This window comes from Saccharibacillus endophyticus, from assembly GCF_013185185.1.
GTDB classification, from domain to species: domain Bacteria; phylum Bacillota; class Bacilli; order Paenibacillales; family Paenibacillaceae; genus Saccharibacillus; species Saccharibacillus endophyticus.
Genome location: NZ_JAAZWE010000001.1, coordinates 230,281 through 250,091, shown reverse-complemented (window position 1 = coordinate 250,091; position 19,811 = coordinate 230,281). Strand labels below are relative to the sequence as shown.

30 protein-coding genes are annotated in these 19,811 nt (G+C 48.7%); 4 read left to right on the top strand and 26 right to left on the bottom strand.

Going from position 1 to position 19,811, the window contains the following annotated elements; all coding sequences use genetic code 11:
* Nucleotides 1-13: 13 nt before the first annotated feature.
* Nucleotides 14-430 carry a hypothetical protein gene (locus tag HRQ63_RS01175; RefSeq protein ID WP_172237904.1) on the bottom strand — a complete coding sequence of 139 codons (417 nt, stop codon included), beginning with the start codon at nucleotides 428-430 and terminating at the stop codon, nucleotides 14-16.
* Nucleotides 431-582: 152 nt separating this feature from the next.
* On the opposite strand from HRQ63_RS01175, the gene HRQ63_RS01170 reads away from it, so the two are divergent.
* Nucleotides 583-987, top strand: a complete 405-nt coding sequence (locus tag HRQ63_RS01170; RefSeq protein ID WP_172237901.1) for an SET domain-containing protein — start codon at nucleotides 583-585, stop codon at nucleotides 985-987.
* 84 nt (nucleotides 988-1,071) lie between these two features.
* On the opposite strand, the gene HRQ63_RS01165 is transcribed toward HRQ63_RS01170, so the two are convergent.
* From HRQ63_RS01165 to HRQ63_RS01135, 8 genes are all read right to left on the bottom strand, one after another.
* Nucleotides 1,072-1,692, bottom strand: a complete 621-nt coding sequence (locus HRQ63_RS01165) for a GyrI-like domain-containing protein (protein WP_172237898.1) — start codon at nucleotides 1,690-1,692, stop codon at nucleotides 1,072-1,074.
* 69 nt (nucleotides 1,693-1,761) lie between these two features.
* Nucleotides 1,762-2,097: a low molecular weight protein tyrosine phosphatase family protein gene (locus HRQ63_RS01160; RefSeq protein ID WP_172240459.1), complete on the bottom strand. Its 336-nt coding sequence runs from the start codon at nucleotides 2,095-2,097 to the stop codon at nucleotides 1,762-1,764.
* 35 nt (nucleotides 2,098-2,132) lie between these two features.
* Nucleotides 2,133-2,573 (bottom strand): VOC family protein, encoded by a 441-nt coding sequence (locus tag HRQ63_RS01155; protein ID WP_172237895.1) that lies wholly within the window; start codon nucleotides 2,571-2,573, stop codon nucleotides 2,133-2,135.
* Between the two features lie 74 nt (nucleotides 2,574-2,647).
* Nucleotides 2,648-3,286 carry a hypothetical protein gene (locus HRQ63_RS01150; RefSeq protein WP_172237892.1) on the bottom strand — a complete coding sequence of 213 codons (639 nt, stop codon included), beginning with the start codon at nucleotides 3,284-3,286 and terminating at the stop codon, nucleotides 2,648-2,650.
* 282 nt (nucleotides 3,287-3,568) lie between these two features.
* Entirely contained in the window at nucleotides 3,569-4,018 is a 450-nt protein-coding gene (locus tag HRQ63_RS01145; RefSeq protein WP_172237889.1) for a DUF1569 domain-containing protein, read from the bottom strand.
* A 285-nt stretch (nucleotides 4,019-4,303) separates the two neighbouring features.
* Nucleotides 4,304-4,603: a DUF2691 family protein gene (locus HRQ63_RS26130; protein WP_268239413.1), complete on the bottom strand. Its 300-nt coding sequence runs from the start codon at nucleotides 4,601-4,603 to the stop codon at nucleotides 4,304-4,306.
* Nucleotides 4,604-4,614: 11 nt separating this feature from the next.
* Nucleotides 4,615-4,767 (bottom strand): DUF2691 family protein, encoded by a 153-nt coding sequence (locus HRQ63_RS26125; RefSeq protein WP_268239412.1) that lies wholly within the window; start codon nucleotides 4,765-4,767, stop codon nucleotides 4,615-4,617.
* Complete coding sequence (locus HRQ63_RS01135; RefSeq protein ID WP_172237886.1) at nucleotides 4,764-5,300, bottom strand: GNAT family N-acetyltransferase; 537 nt, start codon at nucleotides 5,298-5,300, stop codon at nucleotides 4,764-4,766. The genes HRQ63_RS26125 and HRQ63_RS01135 overlap by 4 nt, the downstream gene beginning before the upstream one ends.
* 97 nt (nucleotides 5,301-5,397) lie before the next feature.
* Between HRQ63_RS01135 and HRQ63_RS01130 the strand changes: the two genes are divergently transcribed.
* Nucleotides 5,398-6,060, top strand: a complete 663-nt coding sequence (locus HRQ63_RS01130; protein WP_172237883.1) for a hypothetical protein — start codon at nucleotides 5,398-5,400, stop codon at nucleotides 6,058-6,060.
* 10 nt (nucleotides 6,061-6,070) lie between these two features.
* Here HRQ63_RS01130 and HRQ63_RS01125 read toward each other — a convergent pair whose 3' ends face one another.
* The 11 genes from HRQ63_RS01125 to HRQ63_RS01075 form a co-directional block, all read right to left on the bottom strand.
* Entirely contained in the window at nucleotides 6,071-6,739 is a 669-nt protein-coding gene (locus tag HRQ63_RS01125; RefSeq protein WP_172237880.1) for an HAD family hydrolase, read from the bottom strand.
* Between the two features lie 33 nt (nucleotides 6,740-6,772).
* A complete protein-coding gene (locus tag HRQ63_RS01120; protein WP_172237877.1) occupies nucleotides 6,773-7,261 on the bottom strand; it encodes an NUDIX hydrolase in 489 nt (162 codons plus the stop codon).
* 1 nt (nucleotide 7,262) lies between these two features.
* Nucleotides 7,263-7,646, bottom strand: a complete 384-nt coding sequence (locus tag HRQ63_RS01115; RefSeq protein ID WP_308809896.1) for an HIT family protein — start codon at nucleotides 7,644-7,646, stop codon at nucleotides 7,263-7,265.
* Nucleotides 7,647-7,678: 32 nt separating this feature from the next.
* Nucleotides 7,679-8,584, bottom strand: a complete 906-nt coding sequence (locus tag HRQ63_RS01110) for a phosphotransferase (protein WP_172237871.1) — start codon at nucleotides 8,582-8,584, stop codon at nucleotides 7,679-7,681.
* A gap of 21 nt (nucleotides 8,585-8,605) precedes the next feature.
* A complete protein-coding gene (locus HRQ63_RS01105; protein WP_172237868.1) occupies nucleotides 8,606-9,112 on the bottom strand; it encodes a hypothetical protein in 507 nt (168 codons plus the stop codon).
* Nucleotides 9,109-9,609: an NUDIX hydrolase gene (locus HRQ63_RS01100; RefSeq protein WP_172237865.1), complete on the bottom strand. Its 501-nt coding sequence runs from the start codon at nucleotides 9,607-9,609 to the stop codon at nucleotides 9,109-9,111. The genes HRQ63_RS01105 and HRQ63_RS01100 overlap by 4 nt, the downstream gene beginning before the upstream one ends.
* Nucleotides 9,610-9,670: 61 nt before the next feature.
* The gene (locus tag HRQ63_RS01095; protein WP_172237862.1) at nucleotides 9,671-10,408 is read right to left on the bottom strand and encodes a class I SAM-dependent methyltransferase; all 738 of its coding nucleotides are present in this window, start codon (nucleotides 10,406-10,408) and stop codon (nucleotides 9,671-9,673) included.
* Nucleotides 10,409-10,438: 30 nt separating this feature from the next.
* Nucleotides 10,439-10,843 carry a DUF4288 domain-containing protein gene (locus HRQ63_RS01090; RefSeq protein ID WP_172237859.1) on the bottom strand — a complete coding sequence of 135 codons (405 nt, stop codon included), beginning with the start codon at nucleotides 10,841-10,843 and terminating at the stop codon, nucleotides 10,439-10,441.
* Between the two features lie 4 nt (nucleotides 10,844-10,847).
* Nucleotides 10,848-11,483, bottom strand: a complete 636-nt coding sequence (locus tag HRQ63_RS01085) for a hypothetical protein (protein ID WP_172237856.1) — start codon at nucleotides 11,481-11,483, stop codon at nucleotides 10,848-10,850.
* 328 nt (nucleotides 11,484-11,811) lie between these two features.
* On the bottom strand, nucleotides 11,812-12,174 hold the full coding sequence (locus HRQ63_RS01080) for a hypothetical protein (RefSeq protein WP_172237853.1): 363 nt from the start codon (nucleotides 12,172-12,174) through the stop codon (nucleotides 11,812-11,814).
* 171 nt (nucleotides 12,175-12,345) lie between these two features.
* On the bottom strand, nucleotides 12,346-12,939 hold the full coding sequence (locus HRQ63_RS01075; RefSeq protein ID WP_172237850.1) for a chloramphenicol phosphotransferase CPT family protein: 594 nt from the start codon (nucleotides 12,937-12,939) through the stop codon (nucleotides 12,346-12,348).
* Between the two features lie 178 nt (nucleotides 12,940-13,117).
* On the opposite strand from HRQ63_RS01075, the gene HRQ63_RS01070 reads away from it, so the two are divergent.
* Complete coding sequence (locus tag HRQ63_RS01070; protein WP_172237847.1) at nucleotides 13,118-13,564, top strand: hypothetical protein; 447 nt, start codon at nucleotides 13,118-13,120, stop codon at nucleotides 13,562-13,564.
* 38 nt (nucleotides 13,565-13,602) lie between these two features.
* On the opposite strand, the gene HRQ63_RS26240 is transcribed toward HRQ63_RS01070, so the two are convergent.
* The 6 genes from HRQ63_RS26240 to HRQ63_RS01040 all read right to left on the bottom strand — a co-directional run bounded on the left by HRQ63_RS26240 (nucleotide 13,603) and on the right by HRQ63_RS01040 (nucleotide 17,790).
* Nucleotides 13,603-14,628 (bottom strand): NUDIX hydrolase, encoded by a 1,026-nt coding sequence (locus HRQ63_RS26240; protein WP_308809895.1) that lies wholly within the window; start codon nucleotides 14,626-14,628, stop codon nucleotides 13,603-13,605.
* Nucleotides 14,618-15,268: an HD domain-containing protein gene (locus tag HRQ63_RS01060; RefSeq protein WP_172237844.1), complete on the bottom strand. Its 651-nt coding sequence runs from the start codon at nucleotides 15,266-15,268 to the stop codon at nucleotides 14,618-14,620. Before HRQ63_RS01060 ends, HRQ63_RS26240 begins: the two co-directional genes overlap by 11 nt.
* A 62-nt stretch (nucleotides 15,269-15,330) precedes the next feature.
* Entirely contained in the window at nucleotides 15,331-15,987 is a 657-nt protein-coding gene (locus HRQ63_RS01055) for a histidine phosphatase family protein (RefSeq protein WP_172237841.1), read from the bottom strand.
* 11 nt (nucleotides 15,988-15,998) lie between these two features.
* Nucleotides 15,999-16,532 carry a phosphotransferase-like protein gene (locus HRQ63_RS01050; RefSeq protein WP_172237838.1) on the bottom strand — a complete coding sequence of 178 codons (534 nt, stop codon included), beginning with the start codon at nucleotides 16,530-16,532 and terminating at the stop codon, nucleotides 15,999-16,001.
* Nucleotides 16,525-17,190: a hypothetical protein gene (locus HRQ63_RS01045; RefSeq protein ID WP_172237835.1), complete on the bottom strand. Its 666-nt coding sequence runs from the start codon at nucleotides 17,188-17,190 to the stop codon at nucleotides 16,525-16,527. The genes HRQ63_RS01050 and HRQ63_RS01045 overlap by 8 nt, the downstream gene beginning before the upstream one ends.
* Nucleotides 17,191-17,205: 15 nt before the next feature.
* A complete protein-coding gene (locus HRQ63_RS01040) occupies nucleotides 17,206-17,790 on the bottom strand; it encodes a hypothetical protein (protein WP_216673814.1) in 585 nt (194 codons plus the stop codon).
* A 149-nt stretch (nucleotides 17,791-17,939) separates the two neighbouring features.
* Between HRQ63_RS01040 and HRQ63_RS01035 the strand changes: the two genes are divergently transcribed.
* Nucleotides 17,940-19,808 (top strand): cache domain-containing sensor histidine kinase, encoded by a 1,869-nt coding sequence (locus tag HRQ63_RS01035; protein ID WP_172237832.1) that lies wholly within the window; start codon nucleotides 17,940-17,942, stop codon nucleotides 19,806-19,808.
* The last annotated feature ends 3 nt before the right edge of the window (nucleotides 19,809-19,811 follow it).

The window sequence follows — 19,811 nt, the reverse complement described above, 5'->3', positions numbered from 1 at the left end:
TCTCTCCTTCCGTTTATACGTCCAGCTCTTCATAGAACCACTTTTTATGCATGAGCAAAGCTCTCTTGGTCGCGTTGTCTATATCGGTGCGGTGCTCCTCGATCCAGTGATCGATCTGTTCCATCAATATCTGATCTTCGTATCGGTTCAGTCCTTGCGCATAAAGCGCGAACCCTTCTGATCCGTCCAGAGACTCCAGCCAAAGAACGGTTGTTTCGGCAGCTTGCGGATTTACCGATTCGTAATAAGTCCATACCCCGGAGCGCTCCGACATGGCCTGCCAGTTCATTAGTTCGCCGATCCCCCTGATCCAAGCAGATTCGGACATTGCGGCACCGCCGGTTTTTGCCAAGGTCATTAGCTCTACTTTGGAACCGTACTCTTCGATCGAATCGAAATATCGGTCCAAATAAGTCGCGGCGTATTTCATTTCATGCACCTCCCGCTTCTTTTCCGTTTAAACGACAGGCTTACTTTTCCCCTCTCGATCTTCCTTGCCGTTCCGATCAGATTGGGCTACAATTATCGTTATGCCCGCAAGGGGCGATCTTTCTATAATCCAGGAAATGCGAAGGTGAAACCATGATCGAAGTCAAGCATTCCCCGCTCAGCGGCGGCGAGTTTACAAGAGGCGTTTTCGCGACCCGCGATATCGCAAAAGGCGAGCTGATCCATGAAGCTCCGGTCGTCGCTTACGAGAACGAGGAACACGAACATATCGAGAAAACGATTTTGGAAGATTACGTTTTCGAATACGGCGCGAACCACACGGCGATCCTGCTCGGCTACGGAAGCCTGATCAACCATTCCTACACGCCCAATGCGACCTACGAAATCAGCTTCGAAAAGCATACGTTCGATTTCTACGCTTACACCAACATCAAAGCCGGCGACGAAATCCTGATCAACTACAACGGCGAAGAAGACAATATGGACCCGCTGTGGTTTATGGAAGATCAAGGCGCGCCGAGCGAAGAGAACAAGTAAATCAGATCAGGCCCTACCGCCGGGCCAGCACCTAAAATGCCGGATGACGGAGCGCGCGCTTTGTCAGGCCGGTTTTTTAGGTGCTCATTTCTCCACCCCGAATCGCAAAACGGTCCTCCGTTTCTCCGGAACGGTCTTGCGCGGGTCGGATATGTAAATCTCGCGATGCAGCTTGCTGCTGCGCGTCCAACCGTTCTCCGCACAAAACTGCTCCATGCGCGCAAAACTCGCCGGTTCGTTTTCGAAGCTGCCGACGTGCATCATCTGACAGCTCATCCCGTCTTCCACGTGTTCAAATCTCACCTCATCCAGCCGCGGGTTCGTTTTTTTCTTTTTCGTTTGCGTCAAAAACCGTTCGAAACCTTCGTCGGTCAAAAAGTCCGGTTGGCGAATCATGATTTTGTACTTCAGGTTGCTTTTATCCGTGGAAGGCTTCGAATAATCGACCAAATCCCAGATTCCTTCTAACGGGAAAACCGTATATTCGTAATACCCTTCCGGGATGTCGTCGCTTTTATAAGACATTTTGACGGCATAGCTCAGGCTGTATAAGGCTTCCGTAGCCTGTGCAAAGTCTGCTTCATTGGGATCGCCGCTTCCTTCAATCGTGAAAAAAGGAATCGACGGAATCTTTAGCACCTCCGGGGCCGGCTTGGGAAGATATAACGATTTGTAGTCCTTTTTATAATCGACCTTTTTGCTCACGCTCTATGCCTCCTTATGCTCGTAGATCTCCGTAATATGTATCATTGTTATTGTCGGTCGCGCCTGCCTTTAAAAGTCTTCCGGAAGCAATACGTGTTCAGATACCCGAGATTTCAATATTTCGATCAGGTCTTCGTCCATGTAGCCGTAATCGTCGGGAATATCCAGACAGATCAGAGGCTTTCCTTGCAGTTCCGTAACGAACTTTTCACGCAAACGCCGGACATGCTTTTTTTCCATGACAAAAATCTGATCCGCCCAGCCCACATGGCCTTCCGTCACTTTGATTCGCGCTCCGTTCTCCGTTCCGGCCGATCGTACGTCATAGCCCGGCAGCGGATCGAAGATTTTTTCCGCGGTCAGGCTTCTCCATTTATTGCGACTGCATACGAATAATAACTTGATTCTGCTCACCTCGATCGGAATCCTGATTTTATGTTTCAAAAAGAAGTCATCGCCCCATATTCGTTAAATACGGCCGTCGGATTCCAAGCGACTTCCCATAGATTGTTTTCCGGGTCCATAAAGTGTCCGATGCGTCCTCCCCAAACGGCGTCTTTCGGTCCGTTAAGGATTCGGCCGCCCTTTTCCTTCACTTGGCGGATGATTGTATCGACCTGTTCGGGCGTATCGACGTTGAGCGACAGCGTGACTCCTTTGAAAACAGGAAGTTCGGAGGAGGACGTTATCGATTCCAATCCTGCTTCATGCAGCGCTTCTTCGATAGGAAAAATGGACAGCAGCACGCCTGCGGTTTTGAATACGGCGTACTTATCCGAGCTGACATCCGTCTCCGGCCAACCCAAACTCTGATAAAAGGCCCGCAGCTTCGGAACGCTATCGGCCGCGACCGTAACCAACGTGATTTTTGCAGGGATCATGTTCGGCTCCTTCTTTCTGTTTTAGAATGTACACTCCTCTTCGCTTCCTACGAATTACCCGTATTCCTATCTTACTATTCTTGCAAAAGCAATCGCTTCAAACGTTCGCTCACCGCTCCGGCTAGTTCGGGACTGTTAGCGATTAACCAAAGGTACAGCGGTCCGTCGATGAAGCCTTCAAGCTCAGACGCGCAGCGGCGGACGCTTTGCAGCAGTTCCTTATAGGCATAGACAATCGGCGGTTCATCGGAGGCTTCGATCTTCAACGATTCCGAATCGGGAAATTGAGCGGAAACATGATCCGGCCAGACATACGCCTGCTCGCCTTCGTAGGTAATCGTCGGCCATGGATCATGCCCCAGCCACGGGCTTTGCCGATTGATCACATCTTCTATAATCTCGGGTATTTGTTCGACTCCCGCGCAGCAGCTGGGCAGGATGCGGCGGTTTTCATTTTCGCAAAAAACAATGCCGCCGCTAAGCGCGATTCCGTCTTCCTCGTCAAGCGCCATGAATTGTTGCAGCATCTCCCGAGGGGTCGGGCGTAGCTCAAGATCACTGGCTCCCAGAAGCACGTATAGGAATAACTCGACTTCGCGTTCGTCTGCAAGCGGCGAAAGCCGCATGTATTCCTCGACTTCCGTCGCGCTGTTCAACCACTCAGGACGCTCGTGATAAGGTTCAACGTGCAAAACCGGATAGCTATAGGGCATATCAGAACCTCCTGGCGAGCGGGTTTAGGCTTGCGTGTAAAAAACCCGCACTTTTGTGCAAGTTTTTTAATCCTTTATCCAAACTTCCAAATCAGCATCTCTTACTTTCTGATCGCCACGATTCGCAGACGTCGATAGTCCGCTACCCCTTCGGCATAACGGACCTCGAATCCTCCTTGACGGATTTTCTAGCACCAACGCACCTCAACTACTTAGCATCAACCGATACTGATTGCCGAATAATAGATCGTAATTATTGATTGGGCCTCTCCTTTGGTTAAATTAGACGCCAAACTGCCGGAGATGATGATCCAGATGTTTATAGATGCCTTTCCCCCACTCTTCTGCGCTTAGTTTGCCGAAGAAAGGATGAGGGTGAAGCGGCTGTTGGTCAGGTCCGATGCTTTGTAACTTTTTGAGTTTCTGCCTCAGAATTGCTTTTTCTGTATCAAAGGCTTGTGGATCTGTAATAATAAGCGTCGGAATCGTGGACATGTCTCGCGGAAGCGGCTTGTCGTTGTAAAAAACAGGTTTAGCCAAACGACCAACCACTATGCCTAACCAGCTTCTCGGGCTGACGGAGTCGCCGGTGGCGATATCTTGAAAAGCTGAGCAATGCGCAAGCATTTGAGCGACGCTCATTTTCCCCCATGAAGGCTCGGCATCCGGTTGCAGTTGATCGATCCGGGTAAGAATTTCCTCGGTCGGCGCAGGGTCGAAGATGTTTTTCATCTGAACCACTCCTTGTGTGAGAGATTGCAAATCCTGTTTGGGTTTAAAAAGCTGGGAGGCTGCGGGAGAAATTGCCAGCATAGGCTTCCGAAGTGCATTTCTTCGAAATGCTTTACAAGACGCTGTCTCACCCGTAAAACGCATTGGATTTAACTAAGGAATTTTCCGGCTTCAAAGGCCAACACTTCAAGCGTGTTACCGTAGGTTTTCTTCGAAAACCTATAATTCACTGAATTTCTCGCTCCGCTGGGCTTTTCTTTTTAGGAAAGGATTTTGGGTATTAGGTTAGTAGACGGTTAACTTCGTTCTAAAATCGTTTTCGTCGGTGATGTAGCGGACATTTCTGTAGTTTAAGACTTGGGCGTGAGTATGTATGTCGTGTGTAACCCTTATGTCTTTGCAATAGATTGTGACGTAGCTGCTATCGATGACCAGTAGGGATAATTCGCATTCGCTGGTCAGGAAGTCGGAATACGTATTGATTTCGATAGGGCGAGCGGTTTTGGGGAAAGATTTCAGGTCTTGGAAAATGAGATAGTTTTTTGGTTCTCGATGATGTTTTTCAGTACTTCGCCGTTCATGCATTCCACTGGTTCTTAGAACATAGGTTCAAACTCGCCGTTTACGATCCGATACGATTCTTCTGCTCCGACCCACCAGTTGTATGCCGCGACGGGAAAAGGTTTTAGCAATTCGCCGAGAAAGCTGCCGTATTCGTTCGGAATTTCTACGCTGACGCCTCGGATCATTCGGCTTTGCTCATCCTTTTCCATTCTTCTTCCAATATACTCATTTCGATCAGATTCCAAAAGGTGTCTTTATACCTTCTTGCATCCCGAATGAGTCCTTCTTGAACAAATCCTGACTTTTCGTAGCAGCGGATCGCGGAGTGGTTGAAATCGAATACGCCCAGGCTGATGCGGTGCAGATGATAGTCGTCGAATCCGATCCGCAGCGCTTCCCGGATCATTTGTTCGCCGTAGCCTTTGCCTTGATGGTTTGCGCCGAGCAGTACTTTTCCGATTCGTCCCGAACGATTATCCCGGTCCAGGCTTAGGCATAAGTGGCCTACGGTTTCGTTGATTGACTCGTCGACGACTTTGTAAATGAGCCGATCGGAGGAATCTTTGTTGTTAGCTCCTTGCGTGTAGGTTTCCAACTGATCGATAGATAGCGGATATTGAAATTGGGGACCGGACCATTGGAGCAAAAAGGCTTCGTCGCCGCTCCATTGAATGAGTTGATCGAAGTCTTCCGGGGTGAAAGTTTGTAAACGGAGCATAGGAACCGTCCTTTCGATTTAGGGATAAAAAAGATAACGTCCTTTGCAAAGAAGACGTTCATTAGATAGGTATTCAATTCAGGAGTCAGGAGGGAAAATGATGCGATCTAACAGAATGCTTTTGCTGATGGGGACTGCCTTGTTAGGCGTTCTTGCCGCTTGTGGAGATCAAACCTCGAATCGAACGGAATCTCTAACCGCAACGATGGAAACGACGAAGGAAAGTAGTGAAAAAGAGATCGCTCAAGCCAGTTCTTGGATGACCAAAATGGAAAAGAATCAACTGGTGCGCGATTCGGATGTTATCATTCATGGTACTGTTCTTTCTCAAGAAACGGAAAACGACTTTACCGGACTTCCGGCTACTGACACTTTCGTTCAAGTACTTACTGTTTATAAAGGAGATCCCGGCAACGTTGTAGAAGTTCGAACAGCAGGAGGCGAGACAGACGATAAAATCTTGATCGTAGACGAAAAAGTGACCCCGATGTTTACGATCGGCGAAGAAGTCGTTTTGTTCCTGAGCGCCAACAAAGGTTCCAGGCTCGATAAAGAAGATTTCGATTATGGCGTAATGGGGCTTTCTGATGGGAAATTCACCGTAGAACCAGATTCGGACGGGATCATCGCAAGCCAATGGGGATCGCATCGCTTCAACTTCGATGATCTTCAACATGAAATCGATGAGCTGGAACGGTATAACGAGCTTCATCACGTGCCGAGCATGCTCCTGTCTGAGGGAGAAGAAAGCGATATTTGACGAACCGTTTCTAAACGCGGAATTGATGAATAAGCGTTTTCAGCTCCTGTAAATGATCGATCACGATATCCGCCTGCGCCAACTCTTCTTCGCGCGCGAAATCGAACCGGCATCCGATCGCGAGCAATCCGTTAGTTTGAGCGGCGCGGATATCGGAAAGCCGATCTCCGACAACCGCTCCTTTTTCGAACCCGTATTTTTCAATGATGGACCTCACCAGTTCCGCTTTGTCCAACGAATCGATCTGCTCGATGCTGAACGTCTCGGTAACCCAGGCATCCAGCCCGTAATAGCGGACGATCGCGGCCAGATACGGCTTTAACCCGTTGCTTGCGATATAGACCGGAAATCCGTTTTCTTTTAAATAAGCAAGAACTTCCAAGGTTCCTGCATATAAGGCCCCTTTTCCCTTTTGAATATTGGCGATCAAGGTTGTCAAAAAGTGCCGATCGACCTCCGCACGGATCTCGTCGCTATGCTCGGGCAGCAGCGTCTCCCAGACCTGCGGCAGCGGCACGCCCATGATCGCCCGGTACGTTTCGATCGGACTCGGAGCTTCTTTATCCCATAGATCGCGCGACTTTAAATGCTCGAACGTCTCTTCCAGCGAGATTTCCAGAATGCGATCGGTTTGAAATAAAGTACCGTCCATATCGAAGATGATTGAAAATGACTGCATTCGAAATCCTCCTGTGTATTTATACGCTTATGCTTATACCTGTCTTTGCAGCTTGACTTCGCATTCGGTATTCGTGGCGGTCGCGTATTCCAAGTAGTTTACGGCGCCTTCAAACTTCAAATAAGCTTCGTAACGCAAGCGGATCGCCGGCAGCGTTATGAAATCCAGCACTTCTTCTTTCGGTACCCATCGGCAGTCGCTCGTTTCGTTCGAAGTCGATAATGTTCCACCTATCGCCCTGCATGCAAAATCGAACATGACTTTGGTCGGCACATCGGTTACGCCGTCGTACCATTTATGTATGGCGGTATTGGATATCACGTTCACCATATGGGTCACGACCGCTTCGATCCCGCTTTCTTCCCGGATCTCGCGAATCACGCCGTCGATCAGGTTCTCTCCGACCTCCGTGATTCCGCCCGGATACACCCACCCGTCGTCATGCGCCTTCACTAATAAAATGTTGCCTTTTCCGTCTTCCACGATCCCGCCTGCCGATACGATATGAGTGGGGAATGTCATCTTATTCTCTCCTTTTTCCAACTGATAAGGCATTCGCAATTTTTTCCTTCGTCCGGCTCAATCGCTGCGCAGCATCATGCGGCCTGGCAGGCTCTCCCCAGACAAAATGATCTTCTGCGTATCTGGGAATCAAGTGCATATGGTAATGGGTCAGATCGTTGAAAATTCCTCCGTCTTGGCATACTCGTACACCGTCAGGTCGGAAAAGCAGCTTCAGTGTTCCGGTCAATATGCGCGCAGCATCCATAACGGCGTGACTTGTATCGGCGTCCATCTCATCGAGATCCAGACAATGCTTCTTAGGAAGAATCAACGTATGGCCTTCATTGAAAGGATCAATATCAAGCACGCAGGTTATAAGCTCATTTTCATATACGATATTCAAATTCGGCTCCAAGCCGTTCGCGATTCGGCAGCCTAAGCATTCCATCGTTCACGTTCTCCTTGTTGGCTTGATTCATTTTTCCATTCTTCCCAAGCTTGCAAATAGCCGGGCAGATCATGCGGATGATGCTTGATGCAAATACCGATTCGGCAGTAGAGCTGGATCAGCGTTTCTTCCCATAGTCGGGATATGTCCGCTTTTCCCTGTTCGAGAAAAGCTGCGCAATATTCCAGAGTCTCCATGTCGATATCGTCCGGCGAAGAGCAAAAGGCATACAGGAAATCGTACAGCAGCGGGCCGATCATCGGGGAAGGGTCAATCACTCCAATTAATGCGGACTTATCGAACACGAAGTTGTGAACGCCCGTATCGCCGTGAAGAAAAAATTGCTCGACGCCTGCCAAGTTATCCTCGAACAGCTTTTCCGCTTGCTCCATAACCTGTTCATGGTCTTCCGACGACAATGCATCGCCGATGTTCGACCGCGCTTCTTCGATGCCTGCCAGATTGAACGCTTTCCAGCTTTCTTGCGAATGAGGCACCCAAGCCCCGGCGCGTAAATTTTGATGAGGCTGATAGGAATGAAGCAGCTCCCGGATCAATACAGCCATCCACTCCCGTTTTAGTCCTCGATTGAAGTGGGTGGTTCCTTCGATAAACACGTAAGCGAAGCAAGACCGATCTTCGGCAGCGAAAAGCACGTCAGGCAGCAGCTTCGAATTTTTATGCGTATCCAGAAATTGCTGAACGGCTTCCAATTGCTCGGGATGATCCTGTTTTACAATGTATGCTTCACCGGATTGAGTCACGGCTTTCCATACCACACCCGAGGTAGTCCCGGATAATTTCTCGGCATGAGTCACTTTCCGGTCTATATGATAATGCCGAAAAAGCTGATCGACTTCTTCCGCCGAGCTGAACGTATGATGATCGTACATGATAATCTACTCCTTTGCTTTCTACACATCGGGTACCGGATCTTCGCCGAGATAGGATCCTTTGAGCTGCTCATCGAAGAAGTTCTGCAATTCCGCCTGCTCGATCGAATACCGAAGCATTTGCCGATTGACGTCCGTGCGGGTTACGTAGACTTTATCCCGATTGTACTGGATTCGAACTTCTTTGTTGGATTTGACTTTGAAAACGATCCCGGCGCTAATATTCGAAGGCATGTTGTCTAGCATCGTAATCGCGGATTCGGGAGCCTCGTTTATCCAAGTCGCGATATTACCGATCTGTTGGGCGTCCAACGGAATATATTCAAATTCAACAAATCCGGCTCCGTTCTGGTTCGAATACACATATCTCCCCATCTCGGTACTGGAGATTTTTTCGACGTCTATCGGACGATTCATGATGGAGCTTAGCGGATCGGCATGCTGATTGAACTGCAAGATTACGAGTGCCGCGATAATCGGAACGGCAAGCAGATAGATCGGTTTGAAGCTTCCTTTTTTCGGCTTCATGGCTTATCCCTCCTTATCGGATCTCGATGTTTCAGGTAATACATCAGCCCCGCACGATCGACGTCCGAAAACTGTCGGGGATCTTCCGACATGAGACGATCGATCTCGTCTAACGCTACCCAACGAATATTCGCCGTTTCATCGCCTGTTTTCAATAACTCGCCTTCAGCTTCCGCAATGAAATACATGCCGACCGAATCGATCGGACCCTTTACCGTTTGATAGACGCAATAGGGAGCCAGACACTCGACTTCGAAATCCGGGTTGATCCCTCTCGTATCGATCCGGGTCTCGCTGCCTTCGACCTCGACTAACGTCAATCCGGTTTCTTCGAATACTTCCCGCTTCAACCCGTCCAAGATTGCTTCGAACGGCTCCAACTGTCCGCCCGGAAGTTCCAATGATTGTTGATCGGTTTTGGTGCGAGTCTGGATCAGCAGCTCGATTATGCCTTCGCTTTCGCGTTCGATAAAAGCTCGCGCATTGACGTAAAACATCGACGGATCGCCTGCCTTTCAATAGAATCGGATGATCGAACGCGGCCATGATCCAAGTCGGCTAACCGCATTCGAACACGTGGAAAAGAGTCCCTTCGCCGTACCCGTTCTCCACCTCATGCACCGTAACTTGTCGAAAACCATTCCGCTCAAGGATCTGCTTAAAGGCGTCGATGCCGTAAAAGCGAACCGGAAACTCCATGATCTCCGTCCGCAGCACGCGATCGTCCTTGACCAGTTCGTATTTCAATTCGGTGAACAGGACTGCTTTTTCCGCATCATACCGGGTTTTCTTGTACAGCCTAATCGATTCGTTTGCGAGCTGCGTCATGCCCGATTCGGTCCATTCCGCAAGGTCCTCTCCCTGATGCGGCTCGACCATGATCGTCAACAGCAGCTTCCCTTGATCGCTCAAAGCTTTTTTCAACCGGCGAAGACCTTGATCTACAAGCTCATCCGGCAGCAGCGAGAACGAACCGAACGGAATTACGATCAGGTCAAAACTTTTGTCGCTGACGAATTCTTCGAGTTTGGCCTGATCGACACGAGGTTCCAACCCCAGGCTGCGCCCTTTTTCCCTGCACACCTTCAGCATGTCTTCCGAAATATCGAACCCTTCGATCGCGATCCCGCGCTGCATGAAAGGAATCAGCAGCCGCCCGTTGCCGCACATCGGCTCCAGCACCTGCATGTCCGGTCGGGTTACGAAGGACAGATAGAACTCCAACTCTTCGCCTTCGGCTAACGACTTATCGCTCTCGTAGACTTTGGTGCATAATTCTCCGTAATAACTTTTCAATAGGGAATCCTCCTGAAATGTCGGCTGTGCTTAATCTTGCTTTTCCGTCTCGGGAAACATCTTGCGCACAAACTCTTCCGTTTTCGTTCGCTTCGGTGCGCTGATATGCCGGGAATAGACTTCGGTCAAATCCGCAGGCTCTTGATCGAATAAATGAAAAGCATCCAAGAACCGCACAAACTTCCATTCCACGTCCTGCCTGTATACGTTTTGATAAGACATCTCGTAACTTCGAGCTTCTTGCTCCGCTTTCTCGTATGCCGTTTCGAGCGAATTTGCATGGATCAGGTAGATGCTCTCTTCGTACGTCTTGTCTTCCGTATAATCGTCGTCGATCTTGGAAGCGTCCGGCCTGCCCGTAATGAAGCATTCAAACAGCATCTTGACGGCGTACCAGCTTGATTCCTCGCCCGGGTTAGGATCTGTCGGGTTCAATCGATCACTTCCTTATATCTTGGTCGACTCGGGAATATCTTTTCGCCGACTCCGAATCGCTATCCATGACTTTATAATCGATCCACAAATGCACGTTGAGCAGCTCCGAAAGCGCATCTACGGCCTGCTCGGGAGTTTCGCTGTCGAATAACCGATCGAGATCTGCGCGTTTGATTCCGACCACTTCTTGCAAATAAGTAAAATCCACGATTTCCGGCTTAAGCTCATACTCGTCGGCAGCCCACATTCCGCAAAACAGTTTTCTGGATCTCGCTTCGCCGTCTTGGAATATCGTCCATTCGAAAATATCTTCATCGAAAAATCCGACGGTCATTACCGGTTGCGAAACAAACGTGGACAGCAGCTCTCCGACTTGTTCGACCGTTCCCCATTCGAAATAATAGTTGAGCACGGTCGTCCACTCGCCGCTTTGATGCAGATAATACGTCACATGCGGCTCGGTCTCGATGCTGGAGCTTCCGTCTTCTTTTCGCTGGATATATTGATCGAGGATGCTCGACTCATTTAAAATCGGCTTGACCAATACGTGCCCGGCCTGATCGGTCAATTGCCTTAAAGCGTCGAGTACGAGCTGTTGATCCTGCATTTGAATATGAAGGTTTGCAAATTTCGTGCCCATTTGATTCCCAACCTTTCCGGATTGTCGACATGAACTGAAAAGCTATATGCATAACTCTTTAATCATTAGAAGGCGTCCTTTTGAATCCATGTCGCATCTTTTCGAACGCTTTTTGATAAAAGTCGTCCAAATACCTGATAACGAACGCACGGATCAACCCGAAAAAAAGCGCTGCGATCATGATAAAAAACAATAGACTCAATCCGATCCGTATCGCTTCCATATGATTCTCCTTCCTCATATGCGATGTGCATTGAACTTGTTGTTATATCATAAACGAATCATTCGACATAAAAGTTAGATCCGATTTGCATCGTCCCGATCGGCTTCAATATTCTCTCCGTTCATCCACGATCCACGAATATCGCTTAGCTATTTGATATGCGGCAGCCAGAATAAATTTTTCCAGCTCCATGTTCATTTGAAGCGGGATATCGATCTCGATCAGGTTGATCTCTTCGATTCCGTCCAATGTATCAAAAGCATAGCCTCCCTGAGCATTCGCCAAGTATCCCGTTGCCCTGAAAGGTTCGCCGGAAACGACTTTGGAAAACTTCAAGCTATCCGTTTTTTCAAACGCCAATACTTCAATGAAAAAGCGCTCGATATCGATAGTTTTGATCCGCCCTGCATAACGCTCATCCGAGTAAATACTGATATAATCGTACAAAAAAAATTCAGATTCAGACATTGGATGATCTGCTCCTTTCGGGTAGGCACGCTTGCGCGATCACTCGTCGTTATTGCACAGCAAACATCCGTGGCAGTTCAAATACACGTCGTGCTTTTCGCATTTGGGATATGCTGTAGGAATCATCGAACCGCCTTCATCGTCGATTCGGGAAATAAGATCGTATTCACCTCACATCCCTAACGCTCTTTTGCCGGACTGCTCAAATGTCGAATATGCCTGACCTGTTTGAATAAAGCTCAATATTTTTTCGGCGCATTCTTCCGGACTCAGCTCTTCGGTGTTCACTTCAACGTCGTATTTTTCGAACGTATACACGCCATCGAACTGCGCATTGGCCAATCCGATCGCTCGATCTCCTCTTGCTTCTTCTCTTCTTGCCAACTCTTCTCTGGAGCAGATGACGCCTACGAACAATGTGGGATGACCGGAAAATAGATCTTGGCATACGTTAAACCATTTTTCGTTATCGATTACCGTATCCAAAATGACGTTCACGCCCATTTCCGAAAACAGCTTGACGGTCGAATAGCACAGAGAGCCGATCGGATCGAAAATGATTTGCGCGACGGTATGCTGTTCGACTTCGATCGCAGGTTCAAGGTTCGGATACTTTTTGTCGATAAACTCGTCATAATTATGAAAAAAATCGTCTACGGATACATGCTGGAAAGGAATCTCGATTTGCTTCAGCAGCTCCTTCGCGATACTGGTCTTGCCTGCGCTGGACGTGCCGTTCATGAATAAAATTATGCCTTTTTGCAAAAAAATCATCCTTCTCTGTATATAATAGGGTTACTCGCTTATGTAACCTATCCAGCTTTTCCTTTATTTTCCGCAACAGAGCCTAATCCATAGGTTCCCGCGGGAAAGGCCCAGAAATCGTCCTGCGATGCAGCATGAAGCAAAACCTAAAAGAAATCTTAAATTCTTGGGAGGAACCATGCGCAAAACGTACATGCTTGTAATCAGCTGTCTGTTCATCTTGCTTCTAACGGGCTGTCAGGAAAAAACGCCGCCAGGATTGATTCCCGAATTATCCGAAGTGCAGTCGCTCTATGTGGCAGAAGGAATGAATACCGGAGTCGTCTCGAAAGTCATGGATGCAGACAGTCCTTCCGGTAAAGAAATCATCGAAAAAATCGTCGGGTGGCTGGATGAAGCGGAGAACCAGGGAAAAGTCGGCGATGAAGGCATTACGATGACTTCGATGCCGGGAAACGTTTTAGTCCTTACGTTGACGGACGGCAAAAACATCATCGTCTCGACAGGACAAACTTCGCTTCTGATTTTGGCAGAAGACTCGATCGAGCGTTGGAAACTTTATGACGAACCGCTGATGACGTGGCTGGCTTACGGATGGAAAGAAGAGATCGGGAGCGAACCGTAATCCCTGCAAGCTGCTCGTCGGCTTCCTCCTATCACTGGCTACTCATCCCAAAGCTCGATCAAAAAAGGATGACTGCTCTCGTCCAATGCCCAACGAAGCCGCTCTTTGAAGTCACCCCAGATGATCTTCTTCTTGGCTTCTTCCATCGTGAAATAGCCGACGTCCTCGCTCTCGCCGCTGGCCTCCGGAGTCCCTCCGATCGGCTTGCCGGTAAAGATATGGTTGCTTATGCCGCGCGTCACGTTGTAAAAGATCCCGCAGAATTTGTCCAATTCCATATCGACGCCGGTTGCTTCTTTGACCTTTCGAACCGCCGCTTGCCGAATGGACTCGCCTTCTTCCACATAGCCTTGAGGCATGTCCCATCCCCTGTGTCCTTTTGCCAATAAAATCTCGTTTTGCTCGTTGAGAACGATTACACTTACGGATGCGAGAAATTTCATTTCGTTTCCTTTAACGACTTCTTCGCGCATCATCCGCATCGATTGATCATGTTCATCCAGCAAACGTTGGATTTCTTTTCTCGAAAGCGCCGGCGTTTCCACGATTTGTTCCCATCCGCTGGATTTGAAGGCTTCAAATTCTTCGCGATCGATCGCTTCGTTGGCATAATCCCTTGCTCGCAAAAACTCTAAAACCCTTCTAACCCTCACCGGTTCTTCGTACGTGTAATCCATATCTTTCGAGCGTTCATGATCTTCATTTTCTTCGCGCAAGATCAATCTGCAATGCCGCACGACTTCTTCCAAGTCCCCGTGACTACAGTATTCCAACATGTACATGCCGTAATGTATGGCTTTTAACTCTTCGGGACTCAGCTCCGGGTTGCGGACATATTCGAGCAGGTTTGACTCCAAATATTTTTTCCAGTATGCATACATCCCTCCCCTTTTCATGATTTGTATGCCGTCTTTGATAAATCTTGCGACGTTTTTCGAAGCCGCTTTACTTAAAACCGATTCGATCTCGTGCTCGGGTACGGCTAACGGACCGATTCGGCGCATGCAATGCACCAAGTAACAAAGTTCGAGAACAACCTCGTTCAACATCGGGTTATTTTTCATTTTCTGCACCCGAGCGAATGTTTGTCTTTAAAATAAGTTCTTCTCTCGCTTCAATAAGCCATGGATGCACCAATTTGAGTTTGTCTCGCTGCTCCCAAATCACATCCAAATAAAGGAGTATGGCTTGATCGATTTTGAAATCATATACCTGTTTTCTCATCTCCGCCAAATAAGGGTGCGTCCCTGGAAGTTCCCAAGAAATTTTGTCTGCCACGAACAAAATTTTATCCGTCATTGATGCATTTGCTTTGTGCGTGGTATGACTTCTGATGGCATTCAAAACTTCAATGTCTGTGATTCCGAAAATCTCTTTCGCCATGATTTCTGACAGTTTCTGATGAACGCTTCTCGCGTATTTCCATTCCTCCTCCATGATGTCTATTTGAAGTTGGTTGGCGAACTCCAGCATTTTCGAGATTGGCACTACATTACTAATGTCGTGCAGCAGCGCTGCCTTAATGGATTTATCTACCAGACTCCCGTCATAGAGTTCGGCAATCTTCTTCGCTTCGTTTTTCACTTTTATCGTATGCTCCAGCGTTGATCCATTATGATGTAAAGTCAAAAATGAAGCGACGTCTTGGTCGAGATCGCCTACCGGATTGAAGTCAATCGCATAACGTTCTAAAGTAGGTTTCATATTCTCACCTTTCTTCATGCATAGATGTAAGGTCGGCTCGATCAATCGGTGAAAAGCTTGTTTTAGGAATCGGTGCTTGAAATCTTCCCTACCTGCTTGGTTCCGTCAAAATCATCCACCGCATTCTCCAGCGTAATCTCCCATTTTCCACCCATATGCTCGATACGATGCAGACTGGTAGGCGCCGAAGGGAATGACTTGCTTCGATTCGTCCACGTCACGCCTTTCAGCATGCTGTAAATGATGTTGATGACTCCGCCGTGCGTAACGAGCAGGATGTTCGAATCGCCGTCTTGGGCTAAATGCTGCTCGCATAACCGGTTAAAAGCAGTTTCGATTCGCGAATAAAATTCTGCCGGGCTCGCACCGCCGGGATAACGCTCGTCCATTCGCAAGCTCGAAAAATAAAGGCCGGGAAAACGCTCGTTCACGATCTCGTTAGGCATTCCGGCAATGACTCCGTTGTTCATCTCCCTCCACTGCGCATCGCGTTCGACCGGAACATCCAAGCAAGCAGAAATCTCGTTTGCCGTATCCAATGCGCGCTGCAAGTCGCTGCTTATGATTCGACCGATTCGAAAAGTGCTTGAATTGCGCGCCTCGAGATATTTCCCGAGCTTCTCGGACTGCCTGTACCCTTCCGTATTCAGCCCTCGCTGACTCCAGCCGCCGCGGTAGTTTTCGTCATCCGCTCCGTGCCTTACCAAATAAATGGCCATGCTTGCGCCTCCTAACGTCCAATCTTCGATTCGTTTTGAAATAAGGCTTCAGTGATTAATTCCGCGCACTCTTCAGGCGTATGCAGACTCGTATCGACCGAGAAATCATATGCGATATCCGATGCCATGATTCGGTGCTGCTCGGCGGATTGGTGTTCACCCCGGTCTCCGCGTTCCAGATTACGGGTTCGGCAAATTTCCAACGGACAATAGACCTCCACGATCTCCAGCGGATACCCGGCGGAAATCTCCTGAACCTGCCGGTAGTGCGGCTGAAGCTCGGGTCTTTCTACCAAAATCCCGTCGATCAGAATGTTCTTTCCTCTGTCCGAAAACACTTTGGCCGTATGGTACATCATGATTACGGCTTCGCTCAGATACTTCCAGTAATCGTTTTGCAGATGCTGATCGCCGATCGTATTTTCGAAAAGATCATTGGCTACTACATAAAAAAATGGGTCCGTGTACGCCTGCATCGCATCCACGATCGAAGTTTTGCCTGAGCTTGTGACGCCGTTCAAAAAGATAATTTTCCCTTTATCCATGATTGGGATCCCCTTTTAAAATAATGGCGTTCTTGCTTTGCTTTATACTCCCCACCCACATATCCCCGGTAGGAATAAAATACGATTTTTCCAACCGTCCGTTAAAGAAAGTTTCGCTGATTTCAATGGCTTTATGCTGCGCTTCCTGGATTTCCTCAGCCGTGTCCAGGTCGCTTTCCCAAATATAATAGCCGTTCCAACAACGTTCCCACTTGAAATGCTCCATCAACGGATGCCGAATATCCAACGGGAATTCTTTGCCCTGTTCTTTGTCTCGGAAAAGCTTGCTGTAATAATCGATCTCCGGTTCAAGCGCCGCAACGACCTGAGAATCCATGAATTCCGGATCGCCTATCCATATTTTCAGGTAATAAGGCTGGTCCAACTCATCCAGTTTCTTCTGCCAAGCCGAATAAATATCAAGCAATTGATACAGAATCTGTTTTTGGAACCGATGCTTCGGATTTTTCTTTCCTATTTTATTAGGCGTAATCTGATAGAGGCGGTAAAACGGATCGATCCAAATTTTCACGTAGTCTTTACGGTGGCGAATCAAGGATTCGATATCCAGTTCCTTGTGATGTTCCGGCCATCTGGCGAGATTCCGCGCTTTTTTGCGCATTCCCCGGGTCTTCTTATGTATGGATGTGAATTTCATGCATACGCTCCTTCATCACTTCAACTCCAAATAATCCATCGTATAATCCTCTCCGGAAAAATTCATCGTTCCGGAAAAACTTTTGAGCTGCCATTTTTCATTCTCGTCGGGTTCAAAAATATATTCCCGATTCCAACCTTGCAGCTTCTCGTCGTTACCGTCATACTCTTCCTTCACGGTTAAGCTGGTTAGGCTGAGAACCCCCTCCTCGTATTCAATCGTATGAACGGTCGCGCTTGTTATATTGATGCCTTCATGAAACACGGTCGGATACAGCATGTTTTCATTAATTTTCAGGTCCGCGTCAGGCGCCGCATCCAGATCGAGAACGAACAACATGGATAAAAAGTCTTGGGCGCGATCTCCGAACTCCTCCGTGAACGCTTTTTCCAACTCGTCGTATTCCTGTTTCGTAAATGTGCCTTTCGAAGCGGCATCCATGATCATTCGTTCTTTTTTCTCCACCATTTCCGTCGCCGCGGTTCTGTCGAAATCAACGGTCTCTTGTTTGGTAGGCTGCAACGGCTGCTGCGAAGATTGGCAGGCCGTCAGCACCAGAACGATTGCGATCAGCAAGAAGATATTCCCTTTTTTTATCATAGCCGGCCCTCCCTAATATCCAGATATACACATAAAATAAACTCTTAATCTTCTGCTTCCATTCTATGGTTTTTCGGCAAATATGCAAATCCGGTCTTTCGGGTTTGCGGATTTGCACTATAATCAGAGCTATCGAAAGGAGGCAAACGATGTTTTATTCGCTGCGCAATCGGTTGATTTTGTTTTTCGTGACCCTGCTTGTTTTGTCGTTCAGCACCTTGGCGATTCTGCTGTTCAACGAAGCCCGCTCCGTCATCCGCTCCTACATCGAGTCGTCGGCTTTGGAGAAAATGGACGAATACGGTTCTTACGTGGATATGGTGCAGACGCAAATTTACGATCTGGCTTCGCTTGTTTTCAACAGCAGCACGACCGAAGAATGGGACTCGATCGTCTCGAACCCCGACCTCGGCAGCGGGGAAAAGATGCTGGCGCATCTGCAAATGAGCCAGTTTCTCACCCGCGCCGCGAACAGCTACTCCAGCGTTTCTTCCGTGAGCATTTATCGGCAGGAAGGACTGTGGATCGGCAGCGGAAGCGCAAGTCCGATGGAATCGGGAGATTTTTTCAAGCAGGAAGATTGGTACACGCGATTTTTCGCCGAAGGAAAGCATTGGGCTGCCGCTCATCAGGATCAGGCGGAGCTGGAGCAGAATAACCGGCATCCCGTCGTCAGCATGCTGATGCCGATCGGCAGCTTCGAGCCTTCGCGCACCCGCAGCGTCATGAAGATCAATATCGGCGCCGACTACTTTACCCGTCCGCTGGATCGGATACATTTGGGCGAAAAAGGCAATATTTATCTGCTCGACGAAAACGGTCAACCGCTGCTGGAACCGTCGAGCTTTCAGATCAGCGCGTCCGACCGGGAGAGAGTCCGGCAAATCCGCAGCGGTCCCGCCAAACAGGGAGTGTTGTACGTATCGGATGAACAAGGGCAAACGAGCATCATCGTATACAAAAAGCTGGCCATGACCGATTGGATGCTGATCGGCAAAGTATCCGAAGCCGATCTGTACGCCAACCTGTTCAAACTGCGGATCAGTATCATCATCGCGGCTTCCGTGCTGCTCGTAACGTCGATCATCGTGGCTAGCTTATTGTCTTATAGTATCACGAAACCGCTTTCAAGATTAGTGTCGGCCATGAACGACATCAAGCGCGGCGACTTCGCCAAGGCCCAGCGCAAAATTCCTCCCGCTCTGCCTGTTCACAGCGAGATCGGATACGTGACGTTCACGTTCGGCGAGATGACCCGGCAGTTGAATGAACATATCAAAACGGAGTTCGAACTCAAGCTGCTGCGCCAGCAGGCCGAATACAAAGCGCTGCTGCTGCAAATCAATCCGCATTTCCTGTTCAATACGCTGGAGCTGCTCAGCAGCCTGGCGATGCAAAAGCGGACGGACGATACGGTAAGCGTGATCGAATCATTGGGCAAAATGCTGCGCTTCTCCTTACACATCAACGATGACCTGACCCCTTTGAAAGAAGAATTGAAGTACGTGCGGGATTATATCGCGATTTTGCGCATCCGGTTCGGCGAACGGCTGCAGATCAACCTTCAGCAGCAGCCCGGACTGGATTCGCTCAAGACCATCAAGTTCATTTTGCAGCCGCTGATCGAAAATGCGGTCAAATACAGCTTGCCTGAACGCCAAGAAGCGATCGTGAGCATCGAAGTGTATCGGGCGCACCGGCATATTCATCTAGTCGTACAGGATAACGGTCCCGGCATGTCCGACGAGTCGATCGCCAAATTCCTGCACGCGCCTTCGCCCGCCAGGCTGGAGCAGATCTTGAGCAGCAGCAGTTGGCATATCGGGCTCGGCAACGTGCTGGCCCGCTGCCGCTTGTATTACGGAGATTCTTTCAACGTACATATCCGCTCCCGCCCGTTGGACGAGGATAACGAGCAAGCAGCGTCAGGCACCCGGATCGAGCTGATGATCCCCATTACGGAAAATGTTCAAAAACCGGAAATCCCCGATATCGAAACCATGAAAAAGGAGCGCTGAACC